Origin of the sequence: Proteiniborus ethanoligenes (assembly GCF_900107485.1) — a bacterium.
Classification (GTDB): domain Bacteria; phylum Bacillota; class Clostridia; order Tissierellales; family Proteiniboraceae; genus Proteiniborus; species Proteiniborus ethanoligenes.
This window is the reverse complement of the sequence record NZ_FNQE01000041.1, coordinates 1-22,507: the sequence shown is the minus strand read 5'-3', so window position 1 is coordinate 22,507 and position 22,507 is coordinate 1. Positions and strand designations below refer to the sequence as shown.

Below are 22,507 nucleotides of genomic sequence, written 5' to 3'. Positions count from 1 at the left end.
GCTAATACTGTTTATAGATTACCTATGAGGAATTGAAACCTGCACACCATGTTCGCCATACGTCTATCATGTCTGGGTTTATAGATTACCTATGAGGAATTGAAACACTTTCTGCTTAGTAATATATAACCACCTGGTATCGGGTTTATAGATTATGTAACTGGTAAAATAAAAGGGAGAGATTTTGGCAAATAAAAAAGGAGAAAAATTTCCAATATAATACAATGATACCTTATCTTCTGATAAAATTAAAGATATGTTTTATCAGAGGAGGAATACAGCTTGAAAGGATGGAATATGTTTGCTGAAATTAAACAATATAAGTCAAAAGGTTTTAAGAAGTCACAGGTAAGTAAATATCTTGATATTGACTACAAAACAGTAAGTAAATATTGGGATATGACTTTAGAGGAATATGCAAAGCTAAAGGCGGATTGTAAGAATAGAACTAAAAAAGTAGATACAATATAAGGATTTAATACTATCTTGGATACAGGAATTTAGAGATATATCAACTGCTCAAATATATGATTGGTTCATAGAAAGGTATGATAAGTTGGATTTTAAGGATAGAACATTAAGACTGTATGTAAGTGATTTAAGAGAAGGATATAACTTACCTAAGGCTCCTTGTACAAGACAATATGAAGAAGTTCCAGAGCTGCCTATGGGTTATCAAGCACAAGTTGATTTTGGAGAGATTTGGTTGTCTAAATGTGATGGTTCAAAAATAAAGGTTTACTGTTTTGCTATGGTACTCTCTCATTCAAGATATAAATTTCTTTGGTGGAGAGACAAGCCTTTTACCACACTATCCCTCATAGATGCTCACAATAAAGCTTTTGAATATTTTGGAGGCATGCCTAAAGAAATAGTATATGATCAAGATAGAATTCTTGCTGTATCAGAAAATAATGGAGATGTTATCTATACAGAAGAATTTCAAAACTACATAAGCAGCATGAGATTTAAGACTAGATTATGTAGAGCATATGATCCTGAAAGTAAAGGGAAAATTGAAGCAGTAGTTAAGTTTGCAAAATATAATTTTGCAAAGCATAGAGTACTTGAAGATATTAATTCTTTTAATGAAGATTCATTTAAATGGCTCGATAAAACTGGAAATGCTAAGGTGCATGAAATAACAAGAAAGGTACCTAAGGAAGTGTTTACTCTGGAAAAGGAACACTTACTGAAAGTACCCAACTCATTTGAAAATATTCAACTTAATAACAGCTTAACTTACTTTGTTAGAAAAAACAATACCATATTATACAAACAAAATAGATATCAGGTGCCGAAAGGCACATATAGACCTGGTAAAGAAGTTAATTTAATAATAACACATGACAAGATGGATATAGTTGATTTAGACACTGGTGAAATCATAGTAACTCATAAAATCAGTAACCAAAGAGGTAAGCTAATTCAAATCTATCATCCAGAAAGAGAAAAAAGTAAAACTAAAGATGAAATGTATGACAAAGCTTTTAAAGCTCTAGAAATGAGTGAAGATGCAAAGGAGCTATTAGACAACATAAGAAAAGAAAAAGAACGATATTGTAGAGATCAATTCGGGTTAATAATAACAATTGTAAAAGATTACAATAAAACATTAATAAGACAAGCACTAGAGTATTGTGTAAAGAGAAAGTTATTTAGTGCAGGTATGTTTAAAGATACACTTGAATACTTAAGGCAACAAAGTGAAAAAGATATTACAAAAGAATATGCACCTGTAAACATATCTATTCCTTCAAGGTACCAGAGTCTAAAGCCAGAGATTAGAAACATTAGTGAATATATAGCTGCTTTGAAGGAGGATAAAAAGACATGGAAAAACTAGAACAAATCAAAGAATATGCAAAAGAACTTAATCTAAACCATTTAAGAATTAATGCAGATAAAATCATAGAAGAAGCTGATTTAAAAGACTATTCATATCAAGATATATTGATAAAAATACTAAAAAATGAGATAGAGTTAAAGGATAAAAAAGCATATGAAAGAAGGCTAAAATATGCTGGATTTCCAGTAATAAAGAATATAGAAGACTTTGATCTTAATTTTCAAAGATCTATAACTCAAAAACAAATAAATAGGCTACTAGAAATGGAGTGGATAGATAGGATATACAATCTTATCTTCCTAGGTCCCCCAGGTGTAGGGAAAACACATTTAGCAATATCATTAGGATATAAAGCAGTAGAATTAGGCTATAAGGTTAGCTTTGTTACAATGGATAATCTTATGCATTCACTGAAAACACAAGAAATATCAAGAAAAAGCAAAGGAAAAATGAATAGAATATTGTCTTCAAGCCTTGTCATAATAGATGAACTTGGATACCTGCCAATATCAAGAGAAGAAGCTAATCTGTTCTTTCAATTAATATCAACACTTCATGAACAAGCTTCAATTATTATCACATCTAATAAAGGCTTAGAAGATTGGACAGAGTTACTAGGAGATCCTGCTCTAACAACTGCAGTACTAGATAGAATCACCTATAGATGTGAGCTTTTTAATATGACTGGCAAGAGCTATAGATTAGAACACAGAAAGTCATTATTCTAAAAAAATTAACCTGGTAAAAATTTCGGAAAATTATTTGCCGAAATTTCTCCAAAAACACTTGCCAGTAACAATTACCTATGAGGAATTGAAACTTAAATCTGAGTGTCTTTTTTCTACCATATCTGCAACGTTTATAGATTACCTATGAGGAATTGAAACTGTTCACAGTGAACTAAAGTGCCATAAGCAATTCTTGTTTATAGATTACCTATGAGGAATTTATTTATGCTAATCTAAAATTAGACCCCTCGAGTTAGGTACAAATATTGGTACCAAGGTTCTTGTTATTGCAAGAACCTTCTTAAAGGTGTGCCAGCATGGGTAACAACTTGGTGGTGAAAGTCCACTACGGGCTTGGTAGTAGGGTTAGCTAAAAGCAAGGGTGTCCACGGCGACGTGGAATCTGAAGGAAGCTGGAGGCAAAATCCCGAACCGACGAACAGAAATCACATCAGGTTGGCTTAGAGTAGATGAGTTTACTTTACAAAACAAAATCCAATACTACCCGAACTCTATACAGTAAATGTGGCGGTTACATGGGAGGAAGGTTGTTGTTCTTACCTGGGGAGGTCTCGTGGACATGGGAAAACAGAGTATGAACCATGGTTTAAACAAGATTTATCATGAGAAGTCAGCAGAGACCATAGCACTATGAGAATCTAGATACCATAGGAAGGGTTGAATCATAGGAGATGAAGTCGATGAAAATTACTGAGAACACGTTAGAATGCAGAAAACAGAATAAGGACACCATCACCAACTGTGGGAATAGTGTGGAACATGAAAGACGCAGAAATGGGCAGAGTGATTCAAGGATGATTGAAAAGGACGACATCAACACCAACGAACCAACAGAAGGAATGTTAGAAAGAATCCTATCCAGAGGAAATATGAATAATGCCTATCTCAAAGTTAAAAGAAACAAAGGAGCAGGTGGAATTGATAAGATGGAAATGGATGAACTTCTAGAACACTTAAAAACCCACCGGGAGGAAATTCTATCATCCCTGCTGAATAATAGCCACAAACCATACCCTGTAAAACGTGTAGAAATACCAAAAGAAAATGGCAAGACACGTAAACTGGGGATACCAACATTAGTCGACAGAGTGATTCAACAGGCAATTCTTCAGGAATTAAGTCCAATATATGAGACCAAATTTGCAGAAGCTAGTTATGGATTTAGACCTAATAAAGGTTGCCATGATGCATTGAAGAAGTGAAAAGGGTTTAGCACAGGGTGGTCCAATAAGCCCACTTTTAGCGAATGTTATGCTAAATGAGCTAGACCAAAAGCTTGATGAATGGGGATACAATTTTGTAAGATACGCGGATGACCTTATGATATTTACAAAAAGTAAAAGAGCAGCCCAAAGACAATATGAGCGAGTCAGTAAATTCATAGAGGGGAAGCTTAAACTTAAAACAAATAAGGAAAAGACAGAAGTATCTAAACTTAATCAAGTGAAATATCTAGGATATGCTTTTTATAGAACAAAGGGGAAATGTAAACTTAAAGTTCATCCTGATAGCATTAATAAATTAAAAGATAAAATTAGGATGGTAACAGGCAGAAGTAACGGTATGAGTATAGAGGTAAGAAGGAGTAAACTCAACCAGATTATACGGGGATGGGTGCAATACTTCAAAATGGCAGATATGAAAACAATTATGACATCTATTGATGAATGACCCAGAAGAAGAATCCGAATGGTAACATGGAAAAGTTGGAAGAAGGTCAAGACGAAATTTATAAACCTTCAGAAATTAGGTGTAGCAAGGCAAAAAGCATGGGAATGGGCTAATACAAGAAAAAGCTACTGGCATACTGCCAATAGCTGGACTCTTTCCACTACCCTAACCAATGCTAGGTTTGAAAAGCAAGGTTATTTAAGTTTCCTTAAATATTACCTTGAAGTTAGAGTGTAAACTATGAAACCGCCGTATATCGAACGGTACGTACGGTGGTGTGGGAGGTCGGTAAATAAATTAATTATTTACCTCCTACCCGATTAGCACTTATAATAAAAGTGAAATATATACTTTATTTAATAATTGAAAATTCCTCTAGATAATTATTGAATAATCATCTACCTGAATTCTCATTTAGGAAGTAATTCCGATTGCCATTGACATGGAACCTCTATAAGCATGATTTCTTAGCCTTAAGGAAAGCCTTGTATATCAAGGCTTATGCCAAAGCATAGGGTGCCACGCTTATCTCTCCATGTAAATGGTACGCTACACCAATCTAATATTTTATTCTCAATTACAACTATAAGATAGAGGAAAATTCAATTATAAAACAGAGGAATTTTCGATTATCATAAACAATAACAATAATTTCATTATAAAGGCATAATTTATCTATCCTAGTCTTTTCAAAAAAATTTATTCTTTCATTTGATAATATTCAAAAATCCACCTACAAATAACACGTATTTTTTACAAATTAACCAAAAACATTTAACACATACATATCGATACATATTTGGACAAATAATTACAAAAAAGAGGATTTAATATCTATTAAGTAGAATATTTATATTATATTTAGTGTCAATTCTATAAAACAACCATTGAGCTTATAAGTTTAATAGGGGGGGGGAAAAATTTGAAAAAACTAATTACCTTTTTAGGAACAGGTGATTACAGTGTTGTGACCTATAATTATGGGAATACATGTGTTCGCACAAGATATGTGCAGGAATGTATAGCCAATATTCTAGGCTCAGATGTGGAGTTCATCGTAGTTCTTACTGAAAAAGCTAAGGCAACTAATTGGGAAGGCAAAGGAAAAGCTAAGGGATCTGACGAGGAATGTGACAAACTACAAAATATACTTATTAAAAACAATATTAAATATAGGGAACTAGAAATATTTGATGGCAACAATAGTGATGAAATGTGGAGTAACTTTGACAAAATATTTGATGCCTTAGAAGAAGGTGATGAAGTATATGTTGATGTTACTCATTCTTTTAGGTCTATTCCATTTATTATCATGTCAGTTCTCAATTATGCTAGATTTATTAAAAATATTGAGGTCAAGGATATATTCTACGGTGCATATGATGCTAAAGTTAATGATGTCGCACCTATTTTCAACTTATCAATATTTAATCACATAACCGATTGGACTATTGGTGCAGAAAAATTCTTGAATACGGGAGATAGTAGACAGTTGGCTATGATTATAAGTTCTACAATAAAACCTATACTTATAGAGTCAAAAGGAAAGAACCAAGATGCTAATATTGCTAGAAAAATAAAAGATGACTTAGAGTCCTTCTCTGGAGGATTATATACAGTAAGGGGAAATAGTATATCAGAATATGGAATAGCTTTAAAAACTACTCTGGAATCAATTAAAAAAATTGAACTAATAGAATTAAAGCCTTTTGAAAAAATCTTAGATAAAATATTTGAAAAGGTTTACTTTTATTCAGATAGTATAGTTAGAGATATTCATAATACTGTAAAATTGAGCAGGGATTTAAGACTTATACAGCAATCCTATACGTTTTTACAAGAAAACATAATAAATTACCTATGTCACATGGGTAATATTAATATACATAATGTTAATGAAAGAGAATTGACAGTTACGGTTCTGCTTAGTTACCATAAGCTAAAAAACATCAAGTTAAAAGATGAATATTTAATCATTAATGAAAAAATAAAAGATTATGCAAGTCATGAACTAGCAGCCTTGTATGATGACATTGGTGACTATAGAAATGATCTAAATCATGCTGGATACAGGCAAGATTCAAAAGAATATAAAGGTTTTGCTAAAAAACTTGATAGTTTTATTTTAGATTTTGAAAAGCTAGTTTTTGATAAAAATGTTGAAATGGAGTTGATTGTTTGAGGAAGTTGATACTTATATTTTCTCATAGCTTAACGGATAAACAAATAGAAGATTCCAAAGTAAATTTATACATCAATGAATTCATATATTTACCTAAAGAGCTGCAAGGAAAGTGGAGTCTTATACCACCAGATATGGAAGACATATCTAATATTACAGATGAGATTAAGGACTGGATAGATAGTGTAGCGGACAAGGATGATTACATACTAGTACAAGGAGATTTTGGTGCTACATATGATGTGGTTAAACATTTGAAAAATAAAGGACACAGGGTTATATATTCGACTACATCAAGAAGAGCTAAGGAAATCGTAAGAGATGATGGAAAAATTGAGATAACTCACATATTTGATCATGTAATGTACAGAGAGTATTAAGGAGGGATAGTTCTGGCAAGGGTCTTAATTTCACCTATTGGTGCAGGATCTTACTATAAGACATTATACAAATTTGATGATGGCAGCGAAAAAGTTTCGTCTTTTATTGTTGAGGTATTAGCAGAACATATAAAGGCAGAGCGAGTGTTTTTGTTAGGAACTTCTAATTCTGGTTGGGTACAATTATACGAGCACTTCACAGAGTTAACTAATGAGACTTTAGATATTGAATATCTTAAAATTCTTGAACAAGAAACTAAAAAAGAACCTTATGATATTAGGTTATTAGACAAGGTTATTAAAAGTATAGATACATGGTTGTATAAAGTAAACTCTAGCTCCAAGAATAATTCTAAAGCAATTTTATTAAAATATGGTATTGATAATGAAGAACTTATGGAGAATTTTTCAGAGTTTATGAAGATAATTGATTTGCTTGAAGATGGAGATGAGATACATATTGATATTACTCATGCATTTAGATCCATTCCAGTTTTTATGTATTTAATACTTGAATTTATTGAAACATTAAACTATAAAAAAATCAAACTTTGTGGTATGTACTATGGCATGAGTGAAGCAAGAACAGTTTTTGACAAGGTTGACATTATAGATTATCCAGTTGGTGAAAATATTAGGAAGTTAGAGAATGAAAGAATTATTGGTGATAAACCTAAAAATGGGAAAATTCCTGTTGGCAAAATAGTTAATTTAAAGCCAATATTAGATATTTCAAAATGGATTAGGAGTACCCATGATTTTATTAATTATGGAAATGGCTATGGTATTAGTACAATGATAGAAAACGATGTAAATTCTAATGAAATAACCTTAACATTAGGAGTGAAAATTAAAGACATTTCAAATTTAACAAATATTAATTTTCTTGTAGAGCTTAGGCATGAGATTAAAAATATGAATAGTTTGTTAAATACTCCAGATATAGATAGAGGGATAATAAAATATATCAAACCTATTTTACTAGATTTCACCAATAGATTTTCTAGATTAGATACTGATTCAGAATTTCAACTCGACTTAGCTAAATGGTATATAGAGAACAAGCGTTATGGTCATGGATATATATGTCTTGTAGAAGCTATATTAACCAAAACCTGCGAACTATATGGTGAAAATGTAGAGAATTTAAACAACAGAAACCTAATTAAATCAGCCTTTTTTCTAACTAAAAAAGTAAAAACATCAGTGGATATCAAGAAATATGGGGATTTATTTCATGAAACGAACTCAATTAGGAAAAAAATAGCTCATGCTTCTTTTATAAGTGAAAGTTCAATAGATAAGATTCCATATAACAGACATATAGAAAAAGCTCAAAGCTATGCTGATGATATGGAGAAATTATTTAATTCACCAAATATACAATCTATGCCTAATATAATTACCATAGAGATGATTAAAAGAAACTATAAACCACCAAATAAAAACAAAAGGAGGTAACTATGTGAGAGCTTTAGTTTTATGGGAGGTATCTAAAAAACAGCAATATATTTTTTCGAGCAATAAACTTAAAGAAAACAGAGGGGCATCTATAATAATAGAAGATATAGTTGAAAAAATGCCCTATAGGATTGAACTAAAATATAAGGACTATCTTATATACAATGGTGGTGGAAGCAGTCTCTACAATTTCCCAGATACAAACTATGCTAAGGAATTTATTAGAAAAGTTAGCAAAAAAGTATTAAAAGAATATCCAGGTATAGAACTATTTATGGTACTAGAAGAATATGACGAAGAAGTAGATCCTATTATTGAAAAAATAGATAATGCATACAAAAATCTAGCAATCAAAAAGAATAGAAGGGAATACAGTGGAGGACAGCTTTCATTTGGCATAGAGAGATTATGTGAATCAACTGGACTACCTGCTAGCCATGAGGTTTACGAAGATGATAGAAAACGTTATATCAGTTCTGAAATAAAGAAAAAAACAGGCTATTCTAATAAAAATGCTGATAAATTTGATAATTTAATGCCAGTAAAGTATTCCATAAAAGAATTTGGTGATTTAACTGATGGAGATAAAAATTATTTAGCAGTAGTACATATAGATGGAAACCAAATGGGGAAAAAATTAAATAAGCTTAAGGAAGGCTTCAAATACGATAAAGGAAATACTAAAGAAACTAATAATGAATACTTGCGAGCGCTGAAAAAATTCAGCGATGACATAAAAGATGCTTTTGAAGGTTCCTTTAAGCATATGGCTAATATTATAAAGGCTAATGAAGATGAATTGAATAAGGATACTAAGATAAAGGAGGGTAAATTTCCCCTTATACCTATAATTATAGCAGGTGATGATATAACCTATGTAACAAATGGTAAAATTGGCATAGAAAGTGCGAGAGTATTTCTTGAATATTTAAACAAAATCAATATTAATATTAATGGGGAAGATATTAACTTGAATGCTTGTGCAGGAGTAGCTATTACAAAAGCAAGTTATCCTTTTTCAAAAACCTATGCCCTTGCCGAGGACTTATGTAGCAGTGCAAAGAAAAAAATACTAAAGGACTATGCAAACTCAGACGCTGACTATTCTCTTATTGATTGGCATATAGAACAAGGAGACATAATGGGCTCCATATCTGATATAAGGGAGGCACATTACAAAAGTTTAGATGGAAACAAGCTTAACATTAGGCCGCTTTATTTAAATAATGATGAAAAATGGACAAGTTATAGTAGCTTTTTAGAGGCATACGAATACATCACCAAATTAGAGATAGACGACAAAAAAGCAGGTAGAAGTAAAATAAAGACTCTAAGAGAGATATTAAAAAAAGGAGAAAGAAATACAGAGCTGTACCTATCATCAAATAAGCTTTTGAATTATTTCCCGAGACTTACTAAAACAAGTGGTAATTATTGCTTTTATGAGGGACACTGTGTGTATTATGATGTAATAGAAGCCATGGATTTATTTATTCCGTTAAAAGGAGGCAAATAAATGTCTAAATTCAAAATACAGGTTAAGTTGAAATCTGAATCAATTTTTGGGAGCGGATATTCTATACCAGGCTCAGTTGATTTAGAAATTGTATGTGATGAATATGGACTGCCGTATATGAAGTCAAAAACCTTCAAGGGAAATTTTAGGCAGGCTATGGAGGATATAGTTGACATTCTAAGCAGTCTGACTGAAGCAACAAAGTATAGCCTCATGGTAGAAAAACTTTTAGGAAAAGGGGAAGCCGGTGTACATCATTGGGAAACTATAAAGTTTTCAGACTTAAGATTGTCGAAGAATATTAGATATATAATTGAAAAAGCAGTTTTAGAAGGTAAAATAAAAGACCAAGAAGTCAAGAAAGCTCTAACAGATATTAGAAGTTTTACTAGTGTAGATGAGGATGGCTCATCTAAAAAAGGAAGCCTTAGACAAATAAGGGTCATAAAAAAAGATCTATTTTTTGAAGTAGATTTACATACTGAAAGGGAATTGACTGAACAAGAGCTAGGACTATTGTCTATAGCAGCTAGAAATCTTAGACATATGGGAACTATGAGAACCAGGGGTAAGGGAGAAGTAGAATGTACTCTTTTAGAAAAAGAGAAAGATGTATATATTGATAAAACAGATGCATATATAGATAAATTCATAAAAGGGGTGAGGATAAATGCCTAAGTACATAGTATATGAGCTGGAGGCAGTTGAAAATTTGAAACTGGCTAAGACTAATATGCAAATAGACTCCCAAGATTCTATGGACTATGTTAGCGGCTCTGCAATGAGAGGAGCTTTTATATATAAATATATAAGAGCAAACAATGTAAATAATATAAATGAGGGAGAACATAGGGAAAAACTACTTGCGGGCAATATTAAATTCCTGAATGCATATCCTATAAAAAACAAAGAACGCAGTATTCCCCTCCCTAAATGCTATTTTGCTCCTAAGGAAAAGATTAAGGCTTTTGATAAGGAGCTTGATATATACTTAGGGCTAGATAGTTCTTTGCCACAGGGATATGAGAAGATCAAGTTATGTGAATTTGTTTCTATAAATGGCAATGAATATACAAAAATTAATGTTGAGAAAGTATCAAATCTTCATATAAATAAATTGAATGAAAAAAACAAACTATTTAGATACGAATCTATTAAAAAGGGTCAAGAATTTGCTGGTATTATAAAAATAGAAAAAGAAGAATATGTAAAAGAAGTAGTAGAATTACTTGAAAATCAAATTGTTTATATAGGTGGCTCAAAAGGAAGCGGATACGGTAAATGCATAGTAAAAAACCTTGAAGTGTTAGATGAGAATCCAGAGATAACATTATCCAAATTAGATAAAGACACATGCTATATTTATATAATTGCATTATCAGACATTATATATAAGGATAACTTAGGTTTATATAGAACTAAAATAGATGATAAGTTTTTAAAAAAGGTTTTGCAATTAGACAAAGTAGAGTTTATAGATAGTTCAATAGAAACCAAAAATATAACAAGCTTTAACAACAAATGGAATGCTAGGACACCTAATATAGTTTCTATTAAAGCTGGGAGCATTTTTAAATATAGGATTGAAGGAACGTTAGATAAGTCAAGTCAGCTTATTGATAATGGGATCGGCGAAAGAAAAATCGATGGATATGGTAGAATAGCCATAACCACAGAATTGGATAATGCTGTGATTAAAGAAGGAACAGAGGAGATTGATAACGTCGCATTAGATTACTGTCTTACAAAGGATGAACAGACTTTACTAAATAGTATTGGAGAAAGAATCTATAAAACTAGAATTGAAAATAAGATATATGAAAGAGTTTTAGATTTAGATAAAAACCTTGAAAATTCTAAGGCTCTTAAGTCAAGTCAATGGGGTAGTTTGAAGGATTTATTTTCTGACTTGTCTCAATTGGATATAGAAAGGGGAAAAGAAAAATACAATACATACATGAAACATAATGTTAGTAAAAGGGGAACATCTATTTCTCAAATGAGACAGGTAAAATATGTAATAAAAGATATAGGTAGAGAAATAAAGAAGGATAAACTACCAGATTTTTTAGATGAATTTATGAATAATATTACAGATAAAACTAATTTCGAAAATGCATATAAGGATTGTAAAATAGATATTGAAGATGCTAATATTGAAATAAATGATGAATTTATATATAGGACAAATCTTAAAGTTCTTTCTGAGCTTTGCAGATATCAGATAAGAAGGGAGGAAAGACAATGAGAAATATAATTTACATAGAGGCCAATATCGTAAGTATTTCCCCTCTATTTATAGGGGATGATGAGGAAAATATTCTCATAGATAATGAAAAAAATATGGCATATTTACCTGCAACTAGTATAGCCGGGGCTTTCAGGGCGTATCTTAATTCCATAGGTGAGAAGGATGAACTACTTTTTGGAGAACGAGAGAGTTCTAAAATGAGCAAGGTATTTATTAAGGATTCCTTTGCTAAAATATTATATCATGATAATAGAGACGGATTGAAAATAGATGGGGAAACTGGTACTAATGTTCATGGTTCTAAAATAGAGAGAACTTATCTTGGAGAGGGATTGGAATTTAGCTTATGCTTTGAGATGCATTTAAATTCAAATGGGGATAAAGATCTTAAATTAATGATATACAAAGCTCTTAAAGGACTAGATAAAGGAATAATTAGATTTGGAGGTAATAAAAGTTCTGGATTAGGAATATTTAAGCTTTTATCTGCTAAAGAAATGATATATAACTTAAAAGATTTAGATGATTTATCAAAATACTTAAAGACAGAGGAAAACCCGAGGAAGGATATTTTAAAAGCAATAGAAGAGGTAAATGTTCATGACAAATATGTAGAATTTTTAATGAAGGGAAACCTAAGTACCCCATTAATTATTAGAGCTCCAAAGTCTTTTAGACCTAATGAAGCAGATAACACAAGTATAAAAACGGGAAGCGATAACTATGTTATACCAGGTAGTAGTTTTAAGGGAATACTAAGGGCTAGAATAGAGACTATTTCAAATTGTTTTGGGAATAAAAACGAAGCAGCAGTATTATTTGGCCAAGTAAAAGGAAATAGTAAGGAAAATGTATTAAGTCGAATTTTTGTAAAAGAATCTATTATAGATAATAGCCAGTATTTAAAAGAAATTGAATACAATAAAATTAAATTAGACAAATTTACTTCTGGCGTAAAATATGGTTCACTAATGCAAGAGGTACCTACAATGGGTAGTACAGAATTTCATGTAATATATCGGAAAACAGGGGAAGAAAGATTTGACAATTATGCTATTGGAGTTGTTTTATTGGCACTTAGAGACTTAGGAACTGAAAACATAGGTATTGGAGGAAGTGGCGGAATAGGTAGAGGTAGGTTTAAAGCTAACACCTTATCCATAAATACAGGTAACGAAAATATAGGTATAGACTTTAACAATAAAACCATAAGCAATGATGAGATGATTTCAAAATATATTGAATCAGTGAAAAACCTTAATAGTGAGGTGATGAACATTGGATAATTACATTTTAAAAGAAATAAACAACGACAATCTTAAAGAAATATTTGATTATAAATGGGAAGAAAACGGGAATCCTCTTGAACTAATAAACAAAGACATATTAAAGACCTTAGGCTTAGAATCAATGATTATTTACTGCTACGATAAAATCATTAGCGACAAGGTAGAAAATTTAGATGTAGAATTAGATAATATTTTAGAGGCTAGAATATTTAATGAGACCTCTGAACTAAGATTATGGAAAGAAGATAAAGAAGTAAAAGGTTCAATATTTAAGGAAATCAGTGACAACAGTATATATGAAGAATTATTGCTATATCCTAGAGTAGGAAATGGAAATAATCTAAAAAGACTGGCTGTAAAAAAATACATTGATTATGATAACGATGGACAGGCTTATATTAGCTATATAAAGCCATCGAAATTATTTTAAGGAGGCTAGCAGATGAAACCTATAGATATTAAATATTCATATATAAAAGGCTATTCTGTAGCACCATATAATTTTATTAGCTTGCCCAAAGAGGCCATAGCTAGATATAAACACCCAAACGAACTACCAGCACATAACAACTTTACAAATAGAGACAATAGACCTTTGTTATCTGGAACTATAGAATATACATTAGAAGCCATGGCACCTATTATTATTTCTTCAGGTATAAAAGATAATGAAAAAGATGCATATTTTTTTACTAATTTAAACGGAGAATATGCCATACCTGGGAACACTATAAGAGGTGTTGTAAGGACTAATACCCAAATATTAGGTTGTAGCAATATAATTAAATCAGATGAAAAAGGAGATTATGCAGAAAGTGAAATACAGGATTCTAGGTTTCTATTTAGAGACATAGCAGGGAATGGTTCTTTGGCGAAAAAGTATAAGGAAATACTAAATATTGATAGAGTAAAAAGAATTTCTAGAAATCTAAAGGCTGGTTATATTGTAAATGAAAATAATCAATATTATATACAAGAAAGTGAAAAGCTAAATGATATAAGAAATTATTTTAGAGTAGATGAATTATATTTAAGGCAAATTTTAGATAAAGGTATTATTAGAGATGTAAAATTCATGTATAAACCTGAACTTTCAATATATGAGGAGGAGATAAAGGAGTTAAACAAGAAGATACATGGTAGAAACTTAAGGGTAAGCGACAAAGAGAAGGAAGAAGCAACAAATAAAAAGAAAGCTATACTAAATGAATGGAAAAACAATAAGGGAAAGGACAGATATAGACCATATATCGTGGAAGTATCTTTTAACTTGGATTCTAAAAATGCAAAAATAATTAAAATAGGAGTTAAAGGGAAATATATTAAAACAGGTTTTTTACTATCTGGAGGTTTTATAGATGGGAAACTAGCACATTATTTAGTTCCTGATCCTTTACCTAGTATGGGGAAAATACCTATTAAAGAGGAAGATATTAAGGATTATAAAGACGACCTTGTACTCACTAAAAAGATGACTAAATCTGAAACCATTATACATGGGAATGAGTTTTTCAATCTTCCATCTAAGGGTGAGATAAAGCCAATATTTTTTATCCATACAGACAGATTGCATTTTGGATTTACACCAAATTTAAGAATGTTTTATTCTAAGACTGTTTTAGATGGAGTTCCATCAACATACAAGGATGTCAAAGGAATTAGCTATACAGATGCAATATTTGGCTTTACGAATATGAAATACAAGAACAATAATGGTTTTATAAATCATAGCTATAAATCAAGAGTAAGCTTTGAAGATGCTGTAGCACAGGATGAAGCAACGGTAGATAATGACTCTACTATGAAAATGATTCTAGCAGAGCCTAAGGCAACAAGCTACAATCTTTATTTAAAACAGGATGATGTAGATAAAAATAGTTTAAAAATATATGAAGGTGACTTCCATATCAGAGGGATCAAACAATATTGGTTAAAAGATTATATAGAGAGACCAAAAATAGAAGAAAATCAAAACGATAATATGACGTTCACAATACATCCTTTAAAAGAAGGTACTAGATTCAGCGGGAAAATACACTTTAATAATTTAGAAGAGGACGAACTAGGTTTATTTCTTTGGGCACTTAAACTAGAGGACAATTGCTATCAAAACATAGGATTAGCTAAGCCCTATGGTTTTGGTAGAGTTAAGATCAAAGATATAAAATTGAAGATTGAAGATTTAGATAAAAAATACAGTAGTTTTAGTTTCGATTATTTTAAGTCAGAGGATATATCAAAATATATTGACTTATATAAAGAAAAATTATCAAAAACATATTTAAATGGAAAACCTGTATATGAAGAAGAGTCTATAAAAGAATTAATCTTTATTAAATCAAAGGTAATAGCAGAAAAAGACGCAGACAAATATAGATATATGAGATTTAAACCAAATGAGTTTAGATATAGAAATGTACTTCCTACAATTTTAAAATATGAAGAACTTCAAAAGAATCCAAATATTAAAAAGCAAGATTGTAATAATAATCTAAAACACAAATCACATGACAATCAGAAATCATATATCAATCAAAAACAGAAATCACAGCATAATTATAAAAATCGAAAACAAGATTCATTTGCTTCTAATATAATGACTGATGCCTTTAAATCTGCTGAAAATAGGAAACGCAAGAAAAAATAATATTAAGCATTATAAATAAAAACAGGTATTAATAATTCTACTTAAGCTAAAAAATTAATTTTTAGTACTTAGTGTATAATAATGGTAGAAAAAAATAAAAATATTGTAGGGAATAATCCTCCACTTGATTACATTATATTAAGTGGAGGATATTATCTATCATCTAAAGAACTCACCTTTAACCCTCTAATCTCTCTAAAAAATTACCCTTAGTAGCATGTCTTAAATTACAATATTCACCATATTTATTCATCTCATTTATTTTTAAAATCAATAATTTCATATTTACATTCAATATACTAGCTATTTCAACAGCTGTATATTTTTTGCTAATTTCATTATTTCAGCATCACCTAATCGTAAGCGATCAATAATCGATGTATTGGATCAATTGCTAATAAGGTATATGATTTAAGGGAGATGATCATATGGTCATCTCCCTTAGATTGATTTAGTCTGCTTTACATGTTTTTTGAATTAGTGAACCCCATGGTAGCATAAGATCCAGTACTTTCGGATTAGTATTAAAATTAGAACTAGGTATTCTTGATAAAATGAATTCTAAATATTTGTAGGGATTTAAGCCATTTGCCTTTGCGGTTTCCACTAATGTATATACGCATGCACTTGCTTTGGCTCCTTCAGGGCTTCCGCAAAACTCCCAGTTCTTTCTCCCTACGGTAAATGGTTTGATACTGTTTTTTGCAATGTTGTTGGATATTACACAGTTCCCATCTTCTAGGTATGTTTGAAGCTTTTCCTTATGATTTATCGCATATTGAAGAGTTGTTCCAATTTTAGATTTTGGCAGTACCTGTGTGAGGGTTGTTTCTGCCCATGACCAAAAGGCCTCCAGAATTGGTTTTTTCTTTTCCAGACGCTTAATTCTTCTCTCTTCAGGCGAGAGGTCTTTAAATTTTCTCTCCCAGTCAAATAACTGATTACAGTATGCTATTCCTGTAGCTGGCAGCACCCCTTCCTGGCTTTTCGTATCTTTAGGCATAGCATCTTAAAGTATCTCCTAACATGAGCCCAGCATAGGCAGTGGCGGATATCTTTTACTTTTCCATACCCTGAAAAAGCATCCGTGTGCAAAAATCCACTGAACCCTTGGAGAAACTTGCTTGCATTTTCTCCTGCTCTACCTGTAGCATATTTAAATATCCTAATGCCATGATTTGCATTGGTGGATGTAGAGTAAACTCACATGTATGATTTAGTAGTGTTTTTCTTTCCTGGTTCACTTAGCACTTGAACTGGAGTTTCGTCAACATGCAAATACTTCTCTTTTAAGAGTTCTTCTTGAAGTCTTTACACTAAAGGCATTAGCCATTCTTCTGATGCCTTTAGTATCCAATTGGATAGTGTTGCACGGCTGATTGGAAAACCCATCTGCTTCCAATCTTTTTCTTGGCGATATAGTGGAACTGCTTGTACAAATTTTGATACATAGTCCAAGCAACGCTTGATGCAGTAGCATAGGAATGTTGTAATACTGGCTCTGGAGTATAGGGATTAAAAAAAGAAGGTAGACCTTCTTTTTTGCATTTTCTGCACTCATAGGTCTCCTGATATATATTTACAATGCTGATTTCGGCTGGAATATATTTAATTTCAGAACGTAAAAATTTCTTGCCTACAACTGATATATTATCTCCACATTTAGGGCAGTTCCTTTGAGTTTCTTCTATTTTGTATACTTGATCCTGCTGAGGAATATTTTTAAATGCCGCCTTCCTTTTGTAACCTGAACGTGTTCTTTTTACAGGTTCTTCGAATGGAACTGGTTGTAGCACTGTGAAGTCTTTAGTAACTTCTGCTGCATTAAAAAGACCAAGAGCCACTTCCTCAATTACAAGTTGTCCATCAATTGCAGATGTTTTTTCAGTCTTTCTGTCATATAGTTTCTTTAATAGAAATTCTACATTTTCATTAGCACGCTGAAGCTCTTTTCTTAGAGATTCTATTATTTCATTTTGTGATTCAACTGTCTTTTGAAGTGTTTATATTAATATGTTTTCATTCACTTTAATTTGCCTTCTCTCTAAGTTTTTATCTATCTTAATTATACCATTTTTTGCTTGGAAAATCCACTTAAAAAGGCTTAAAATACGCTTTTTGGTGCGTTTTTAGCCTTTAAATTACTTTCTTTTTCTCTAATTTTGGTATGGTATTTTTCTGATGGATAGATAGACCTTCCATTAACCAACGATACTGCTGAGGGGTTATCTCTAATACTTCCTGAGGGTCTTTTGGCCAGTTAAAAGAACAACCCTCAAGTCTTTTGTATAGTAGTAAAAAACCATCTCCCTCCCATAACAATCCTTTTATTCTGTCACGTCTTCTTCCACAGAACAAAAACAGACTTTTTTCAAATGGATTAAGATTAGAATTCTGAGCTACAATGGCTGCAAGACCATCGATTGATTTCCGCATATCCGTATGTCCGCATGCAACGTAAATATGGACAAAGCCGTTAAATTCTGCTAACATAAGCTATCTAATATCTGGAGAACCTGCTCCAATGTTTTAGGATTAGCAGCATTCTTAATTTCTATGGAAAATGAACTAGTTTTTACTACTGCACAGGTATCAGCCTCATCAGTATCTGTATTGTTCATTTCAGAAACTTTAATAGCTGAAAAAGAAGGTTGAACTACCTGCGGTTCTCTTGGTATCAATGCCAGGGACTCATTGCGAATTACCCTTAGCCAGTAATAGTATTGACCTGGTTTAATTCCATTCTCGCTGCACCATTCTCGTACTGGCATACCACTATTCCTACATCTAGAGATAATTTCACGCCACTCTTGAACCTTAACCTGATGACTTACAGATCTCATGTCCATATAGATCCCTCCTGAGACTTTTAAAGTGTTTGTAACACTTGTAAACACTTTAAAAGTGTTCACAAGTCTACTTTATTATCTCATTTGGGGATCAATTAGAAAATCCATCAATTATTATACGCTTACATCTAATCTAATAGAAGATGTATAGCAAATATGTTTGCATAATATTCTGGCTGGGAAGTAATATCAAATATTTCATACTCCTGAAAGAGACTATTTTTAGTTAGATGCATGTGGTGAGTATTGTGACTAAGCTCATGTACAAGAACTATTTTTATCATATATTTTTCCACATTAAAGTAAAAAAACAAAGCTATTCCTTTGAATAAAGGCAATTATTAGTATTTCAACTTATTGTAAAATAATTTGACAACTCTACCCCTTAGTGATATCATATTAATAATTTAATTGTTTCCGTTGAGAGGGAAGAGTAGTTGCATGTTTAGTTATAGAGAGCTGGTGATGGTGGAAATCTGGCACGACAATGTTCAATGAATGGGCCCTTGAGGAGTGGTGTGAAATAAGTAGTTTAGATTAGCACTACCGTTAGCCACACGTTATAGTGGATAGGGTATGTTAGTACTCGAAGAGAGGTGTATTTACACAATTTAGGTGGTACCGCGGATATTATTCCGTCCTATTATTTAGGACGGATTTTTTGTTTTTTGATTCAATAAATCCTAGAAGGAGGTGATGATGATGTGAAGAGATTTTATTCCTAATAATAGAACAATGAAATCTAAAACAAAAAATCTAAGGAGAGTGTTTTTTATGAACATGAAAAAATTTGTATTAAATTCTTTATTACTTGCAATAGGAGCTCTTTTACATCAGATCACTCCACCATTAGTCCTTGGTATGAAACCAGACTTTTCACTAGTTATGCTTTTTATCGTAATTTTGTATAATGAAGATTTTAAGTCTTGTATAACTGCGGGCTTAGTCATAGGTATATTTTCTGCGCTTACAACAGGGTTTCCTGCTGGGCAGCTTCCTAATATAATTGACAAGATAATTACAACGACTATAGTGTATTTTAGTATGAGAGCCTTTGCTGGAAAAGCTAAAGAGCAAATATTGATGATGATTATAATAGCTTTAGGGACATTAATAAGCGGAATAGTTTTTCTATCTTCAGCAGCCTTTATAGCAGGGCTACCAGGAAGCTTCAATGTATTGCTAGTGACCATTGTTTTACCAGCAGCTCTTATAAATACAGTAGTAGGTATGGTTTTATATAATGCTGTAAGGATTAGTATCAAAAGGAGCAATTATAAAATAGATTAATTAATGTTGCTATAAACTAAAATTTTTAAAGGTAAGATTCTATAATTAGCAAATAAAAAAAGAGTAGGCTACTATGGGAAAACTTGGATTTATACAGATTAATGAGCCTAGTAGCCTGCAAAAACTTTGTTAAAAAAATAACGCAAAACCTAGCTTTTTCAATACATAAAGTGCTTTACAAAAGAAAAAAGATATGATAGTATATGAATGTCGAATATAGCAAAAAATAATACTTGGTAGTTTGATTTTTGCTCAAGGAAATTATTTAAATACAATATTGATGACAGGAGAATTGGAGTGTCAACAATAAATAACACGGTATTAGGTAGGTGTGTTATTTAATTGTTGCTTTTTTTACGTCCTCTTGTAAGAAGAAAAGTAAATAATTGTGAAAAGTGAGCATGGCTGCTGGAAAACGTTCCCAAAACATATGCTTTATACAGGGGATAATGCAATGGTTTATTTCGATACCTTCATTAATTAGTATACATACATGATTCTATAAGAGCTGACAAAGAGATTTGAAGATATATGTCAGGGTTGTAAGAAGCTTAGTAGAAAAGGATTTTAAATTGACACTATTAATTAATAATCTGACTAGATTGATATTTAAAGCCAGGTTATGACATATTAGTGGCTATTTAGAATATAATGAAAAATAGATAGTTGCAGAATGGAAATTGAGAATTATCCACAGGAATTAGATAAAATCTATTAAGGATATCAAATTACCAACAGATAAAAGGCATAGGAAAACAAAGGTTTAACTCAACCTTTTAAATTTAATATTCAGTTGATTAAAACTAAGCTATTAAAGATTTGATAGCAAGTGGATTATCATAGTTTTTAGTCTTAAACATAAGTATAAAAGCAATTAACTGTGAAATGCAAGCGAGTAAAATATCTGATTTTAGAGATACTGTATTTCTAACTCTGGATGATTTGATTTGTATGAAATTTTTAATTTGGCAAATTGATCTTTCACAAATGGTTCTTAACTTGAATAATAGTTGCCACTTCAAGCTATCACGGGGCATTGAGGTATTAAATCTGTAATTATGGTGTATAGTAATTTGTTTAACTCGACCCATTTTGGATGAAGTACAAGGACTTTCACATTTAAGAGAATAGGTAGTTGTCCCATTAGAACAAATTTTTAATGCCTTTGGACAAATATACTTTATTCTATCAGCCCTACCTTTTTCACGAGTAATGCCGTCATAAACCATAGGCAAAGAAGAATCGTATGGACAAAGTGGAACTCCTATCTCGTTAAATCCAGGTTGAGGTATATTGGGAGAATTGCGTGGATTTAAGGAGATAATAGGCATAATGTTTTTTTGGTGGAGATAAGCATAGTTATCATCAGCATCAAATCCAGCATCCCCTAAGAAATATTTATATGAAAAACTGGGATGCAGTTGAAAAAAAGTTTCTAGAGTGGGGATCAAAGATTTAGCATCATAAGTATCTTTAATATCTTGGGGTCTTAGATCTTGGTCAAGATTGTTATTGACATCATAGAAGTTAACATTCCTAACAACACCAAGTGCATTAGTTGAAATAACACATTTTTGAAAGTAGCCGAAATGGCCATTAAGATAAGTAAGCTTAGCATCAGAATTGGATGAAGCGAACTTAGGCATTTGACCTTGAGCATATTTTTCAATATCAAAAGTTGAATCAGGATTATCTTTTGTAAAAATCTTAGCATATGTTTTAGCTTTACGTAGTTGGGATTGATAGAATTTAGGATTATTCTCAGTAACATAAGCCTCAAAACCTGTGGTATCAGTAATTAAGATAGAGGCTAAAAAAGGATTAACTTCCTTACAGAAGTCCTCAGTTACATCTACTAGATTGTTGAATAAATCATTTAAACTATCTAAGAAATTATCTTTAAATCGTGAGAACTGAGACTTATGAGGAACTTTAAGGAATCCACAAAATTGACGCATTTCAGAGGAAATATTAAGTAATGTAATCAATAGGTCAATAGAGGGAATAGATAAAATGTTTTTAAGTATAAAAGCATAAATCATGGATTCTAAAGAGAAATCTCTCTTTCTACCAAAATGAGAATAATACTTTTGGTAAAAAGAAAATGGAATAAAATCACTAATATTAATAAATTCGTTTAACAAATCAAGCAAATTGTTTTGATTTTGATTATAAAACTTATCAAAGTCAGTGGAAATATCACAAAGGTTTAATTGTTTAGCTGAAATTGGCATAGGATTCTCCTTTCTTAATTGATTTTGAGTTATACACATCTTGTCAATGTATATATACCCAAAATGGGGGAATCCAGCCATTTCAATATAATAAAGATGTAGTGTTTATGCGAGTTGTAGAGTTTTACAACGAGCTATT

Annotated in this window: 21 protein-coding genes, 1 pseudogene and 1 other annotated feature; of the genes and pseudogenes, 16 read left to right on the top strand and 6 right to left on the bottom strand. The window is 31.5% G+C overall.

Features of this window, described 5'->3' with window-relative positions; all coding sequences use genetic code 11:
• Positions 1-282: 282 nt before the first annotated feature.
• The 15 genes from BLV37_RS13705 to BLV37_RS13640 all read left to right on the top strand — a co-directional run bounded on the left by BLV37_RS13705 (position 283) and on the right by BLV37_RS13640 (position 15,995).
• Positions 283-471 carry a hypothetical protein gene (locus tag BLV37_RS13705; protein ID WP_091732707.1) on the top strand — a complete coding sequence of 63 codons (189 nt, stop codon included), beginning with the start codon at positions 283-285 and terminating at the stop codon, positions 469-471.
• A gap of 85 nt (positions 472-556) precedes the next feature.
• Complete coding sequence (locus BLV37_RS13700; RefSeq protein ID WP_091732705.1) at positions 557-1,846, top strand: DDE-type integrase/transposase/recombinase; 1,290 nt, start codon at positions 557-559, stop codon at positions 1,844-1,846.
• Positions 1,834-2,577 carry an IS21-like element helper ATPase IstB gene (gene istB, locus BLV37_RS13695; RefSeq protein WP_091732702.1) on the top strand — a complete coding sequence of 248 codons (744 nt, stop codon included), beginning with the start codon at positions 1,834-1,836 and terminating at the stop codon, positions 2,575-2,577. Before BLV37_RS13700 ends, istB begins: the two co-directional genes overlap by 13 nt.
• A gap of 701 nt (positions 2,578-3,278) precedes the next feature.
• A complete protein-coding gene (locus BLV37_RS15525) occupies positions 3,279-3,800 on the top strand; it encodes a reverse transcriptase domain-containing protein (protein WP_091732699.1) in 522 nt (173 codons plus the stop codon).
• Between the two features lie 49 nt (positions 3,801-3,849).
• Positions 3,850-4,269, top strand: a complete 420-nt coding sequence (locus BLV37_RS15520; protein ID WP_143031529.1) for a group II intron maturase-specific domain-containing protein — start codon at positions 3,850-3,852, stop codon at positions 4,267-4,269.
• A gap of 18 nt (positions 4,270-4,287) precedes the next feature.
• On the top strand, positions 4,288-4,506 hold the full coding sequence (locus BLV37_RS15515; protein ID WP_143031528.1) for a hypothetical protein: 219 nt from the start codon (positions 4,288-4,290) through the stop codon (positions 4,504-4,506).
• 685 nt (positions 4,507-5,191) lie between these two features.
• A complete protein-coding gene (gene csx2, locus BLV37_RS13680) occupies positions 5,192-6,451 on the top strand; it encodes a TIGR02221 family CRISPR-associated protein (RefSeq protein WP_176967991.1) in 1,260 nt (419 codons plus the stop codon).
• Positions 6,448-6,831 (top strand): CRISPR-associated protein Csx20, encoded by a 384-nt coding sequence (csx20, locus tag BLV37_RS13675; protein ID WP_091732694.1) that lies wholly within the window; start codon positions 6,448-6,450, stop codon positions 6,829-6,831. Before csx2 (BLV37_RS13680) ends, csx20 begins: the two co-directional genes overlap by 4 nt.
• 6 nt (positions 6,832-6,837) lie before the next feature.
• A complete protein-coding gene (csx2, locus tag BLV37_RS13670; RefSeq protein WP_091732691.1) occupies positions 6,838-8,292 on the top strand; it encodes a TIGR02221 family CRISPR-associated protein in 1,455 nt (484 codons plus the stop codon).
• Positions 8,293-8,296: 4 nt separating this feature from the next.
• Positions 8,297-9,808, top strand: coding sequence for a Cas10/Cmr2 second palm domain-containing protein (locus tag BLV37_RS13665; protein ID WP_091732689.1), 1,512 nt, complete (start codon positions 8,297-8,299; stop codon positions 9,806-9,808).
• Positions 9,809-10,486, top strand: a complete 678-nt coding sequence (locus BLV37_RS13660) for an RAMP superfamily CRISPR-associated protein (RefSeq protein ID WP_091732686.1) — start codon at positions 9,809-9,811, stop codon at positions 10,484-10,486.
• Positions 10,479-12,056, top strand: coding sequence for an RAMP superfamily CRISPR-associated protein (locus BLV37_RS13655; protein WP_091732683.1), 1,578 nt, complete (start codon positions 10,479-10,481; stop codon positions 12,054-12,056). Before BLV37_RS13660 ends, BLV37_RS13655 begins: the two co-directional genes overlap by 8 nt.
• Positions 12,053-13,345, top strand: a complete 1,293-nt coding sequence (locus BLV37_RS13650) for an RAMP superfamily CRISPR-associated protein (RefSeq protein WP_091732681.1) — start codon at positions 12,053-12,055, stop codon at positions 13,343-13,345. The genes BLV37_RS13655 and BLV37_RS13650 overlap by 4 nt, the downstream gene beginning before the upstream one ends.
• Positions 13,338-13,778: a hypothetical protein gene (locus tag BLV37_RS13645; RefSeq protein ID WP_091732678.1), complete on the top strand. Its 441-nt coding sequence runs from the start codon at positions 13,338-13,340 to the stop codon at positions 13,776-13,778. Before BLV37_RS13650 ends, BLV37_RS13645 begins: the two co-directional genes overlap by 8 nt.
• Positions 13,779-13,790: 12 nt before the next feature.
• Positions 13,791-15,995 (top strand): TIGR03986 family type III CRISPR-associated RAMP protein, encoded by a 2,205-nt coding sequence (locus BLV37_RS13640; RefSeq protein ID WP_244270552.1) that lies wholly within the window; start codon positions 13,791-13,793, stop codon positions 15,993-15,995.
• A 451-nt stretch (positions 15,996-16,446) separates the two neighbouring features.
• On the opposite strand, the gene BLV37_RS15475 is transcribed toward BLV37_RS13640, so the two are convergent.
• From BLV37_RS15475 to tnpA, 5 genes and pseudogenes are all read right to left on the bottom strand, one after another.
• Positions 16,447-16,998, bottom strand: coding sequence for an IS66 family transposase (locus BLV37_RS15475; protein WP_280140151.1), 552 nt, complete (start codon positions 16,996-16,998; stop codon positions 16,447-16,449).
• Positions 16,947-17,387, bottom strand: a pseudogene (locus tag BLV37_RS15470) (IS66 family transposase). The gene BLV37_RS15475 and the pseudogene BLV37_RS15470 overlap by 52 nt, the downstream one beginning before the upstream one ends.
• Positions 17,342-17,839: an IS66 family transposase zinc-finger binding domain-containing protein gene (locus tag BLV37_RS15355; RefSeq protein WP_244270551.1), complete on the bottom strand. Its 498-nt coding sequence runs from the start codon at positions 17,837-17,839 to the stop codon at positions 17,342-17,344. Before BLV37_RS15355 ends, BLV37_RS15470 begins: the two are co-directional and overlap by 46 nt.
• A gap of 292 nt (positions 17,840-18,131) precedes the next feature.
• On the bottom strand, positions 18,132-18,488 hold the full coding sequence (tnpB, locus tag BLV37_RS13630) for an IS66 family insertion sequence element accessory protein TnpB (protein WP_091732676.1): 357 nt from the start codon (positions 18,486-18,488) through the stop codon (positions 18,132-18,134).
• Positions 18,482-18,844 carry an IS66 family insertion sequence element accessory protein TnpA gene (gene tnpA / locus BLV37_RS13625; RefSeq protein ID WP_091732674.1) on the bottom strand — a complete coding sequence of 121 codons (363 nt, stop codon included), beginning with the start codon at positions 18,842-18,844 and terminating at the stop codon, positions 18,482-18,484. Before tnpA ends, tnpB begins: the two co-directional genes overlap by 7 nt.
• A 411-nt stretch (positions 18,845-19,255) precedes the next feature.
• Positions 19,256-19,490, top strand: a binding site (T-box leader).
• 128 nt (positions 19,491-19,618) lie between these two features.
• Between tnpA and BLV37_RS13620 the strand changes: the two genes are divergently transcribed.
• A complete protein-coding gene (locus BLV37_RS13620) occupies positions 19,619-20,134 on the top strand; it encodes a tryptophan transporter (RefSeq protein ID WP_091732671.1) in 516 nt (171 codons plus the stop codon).
• Positions 20,135-20,937: 803 nt separating this feature from the next.
• Here BLV37_RS13620 and BLV37_RS13615 read toward each other — a convergent pair.
• Entirely contained in the window at positions 20,938-22,368 is a 1,431-nt protein-coding gene (locus tag BLV37_RS13615; protein ID WP_091729620.1) for a transposase, read from the bottom strand.
• Between the last annotated feature and the right edge of the window lie 139 nt (positions 22,369-22,507).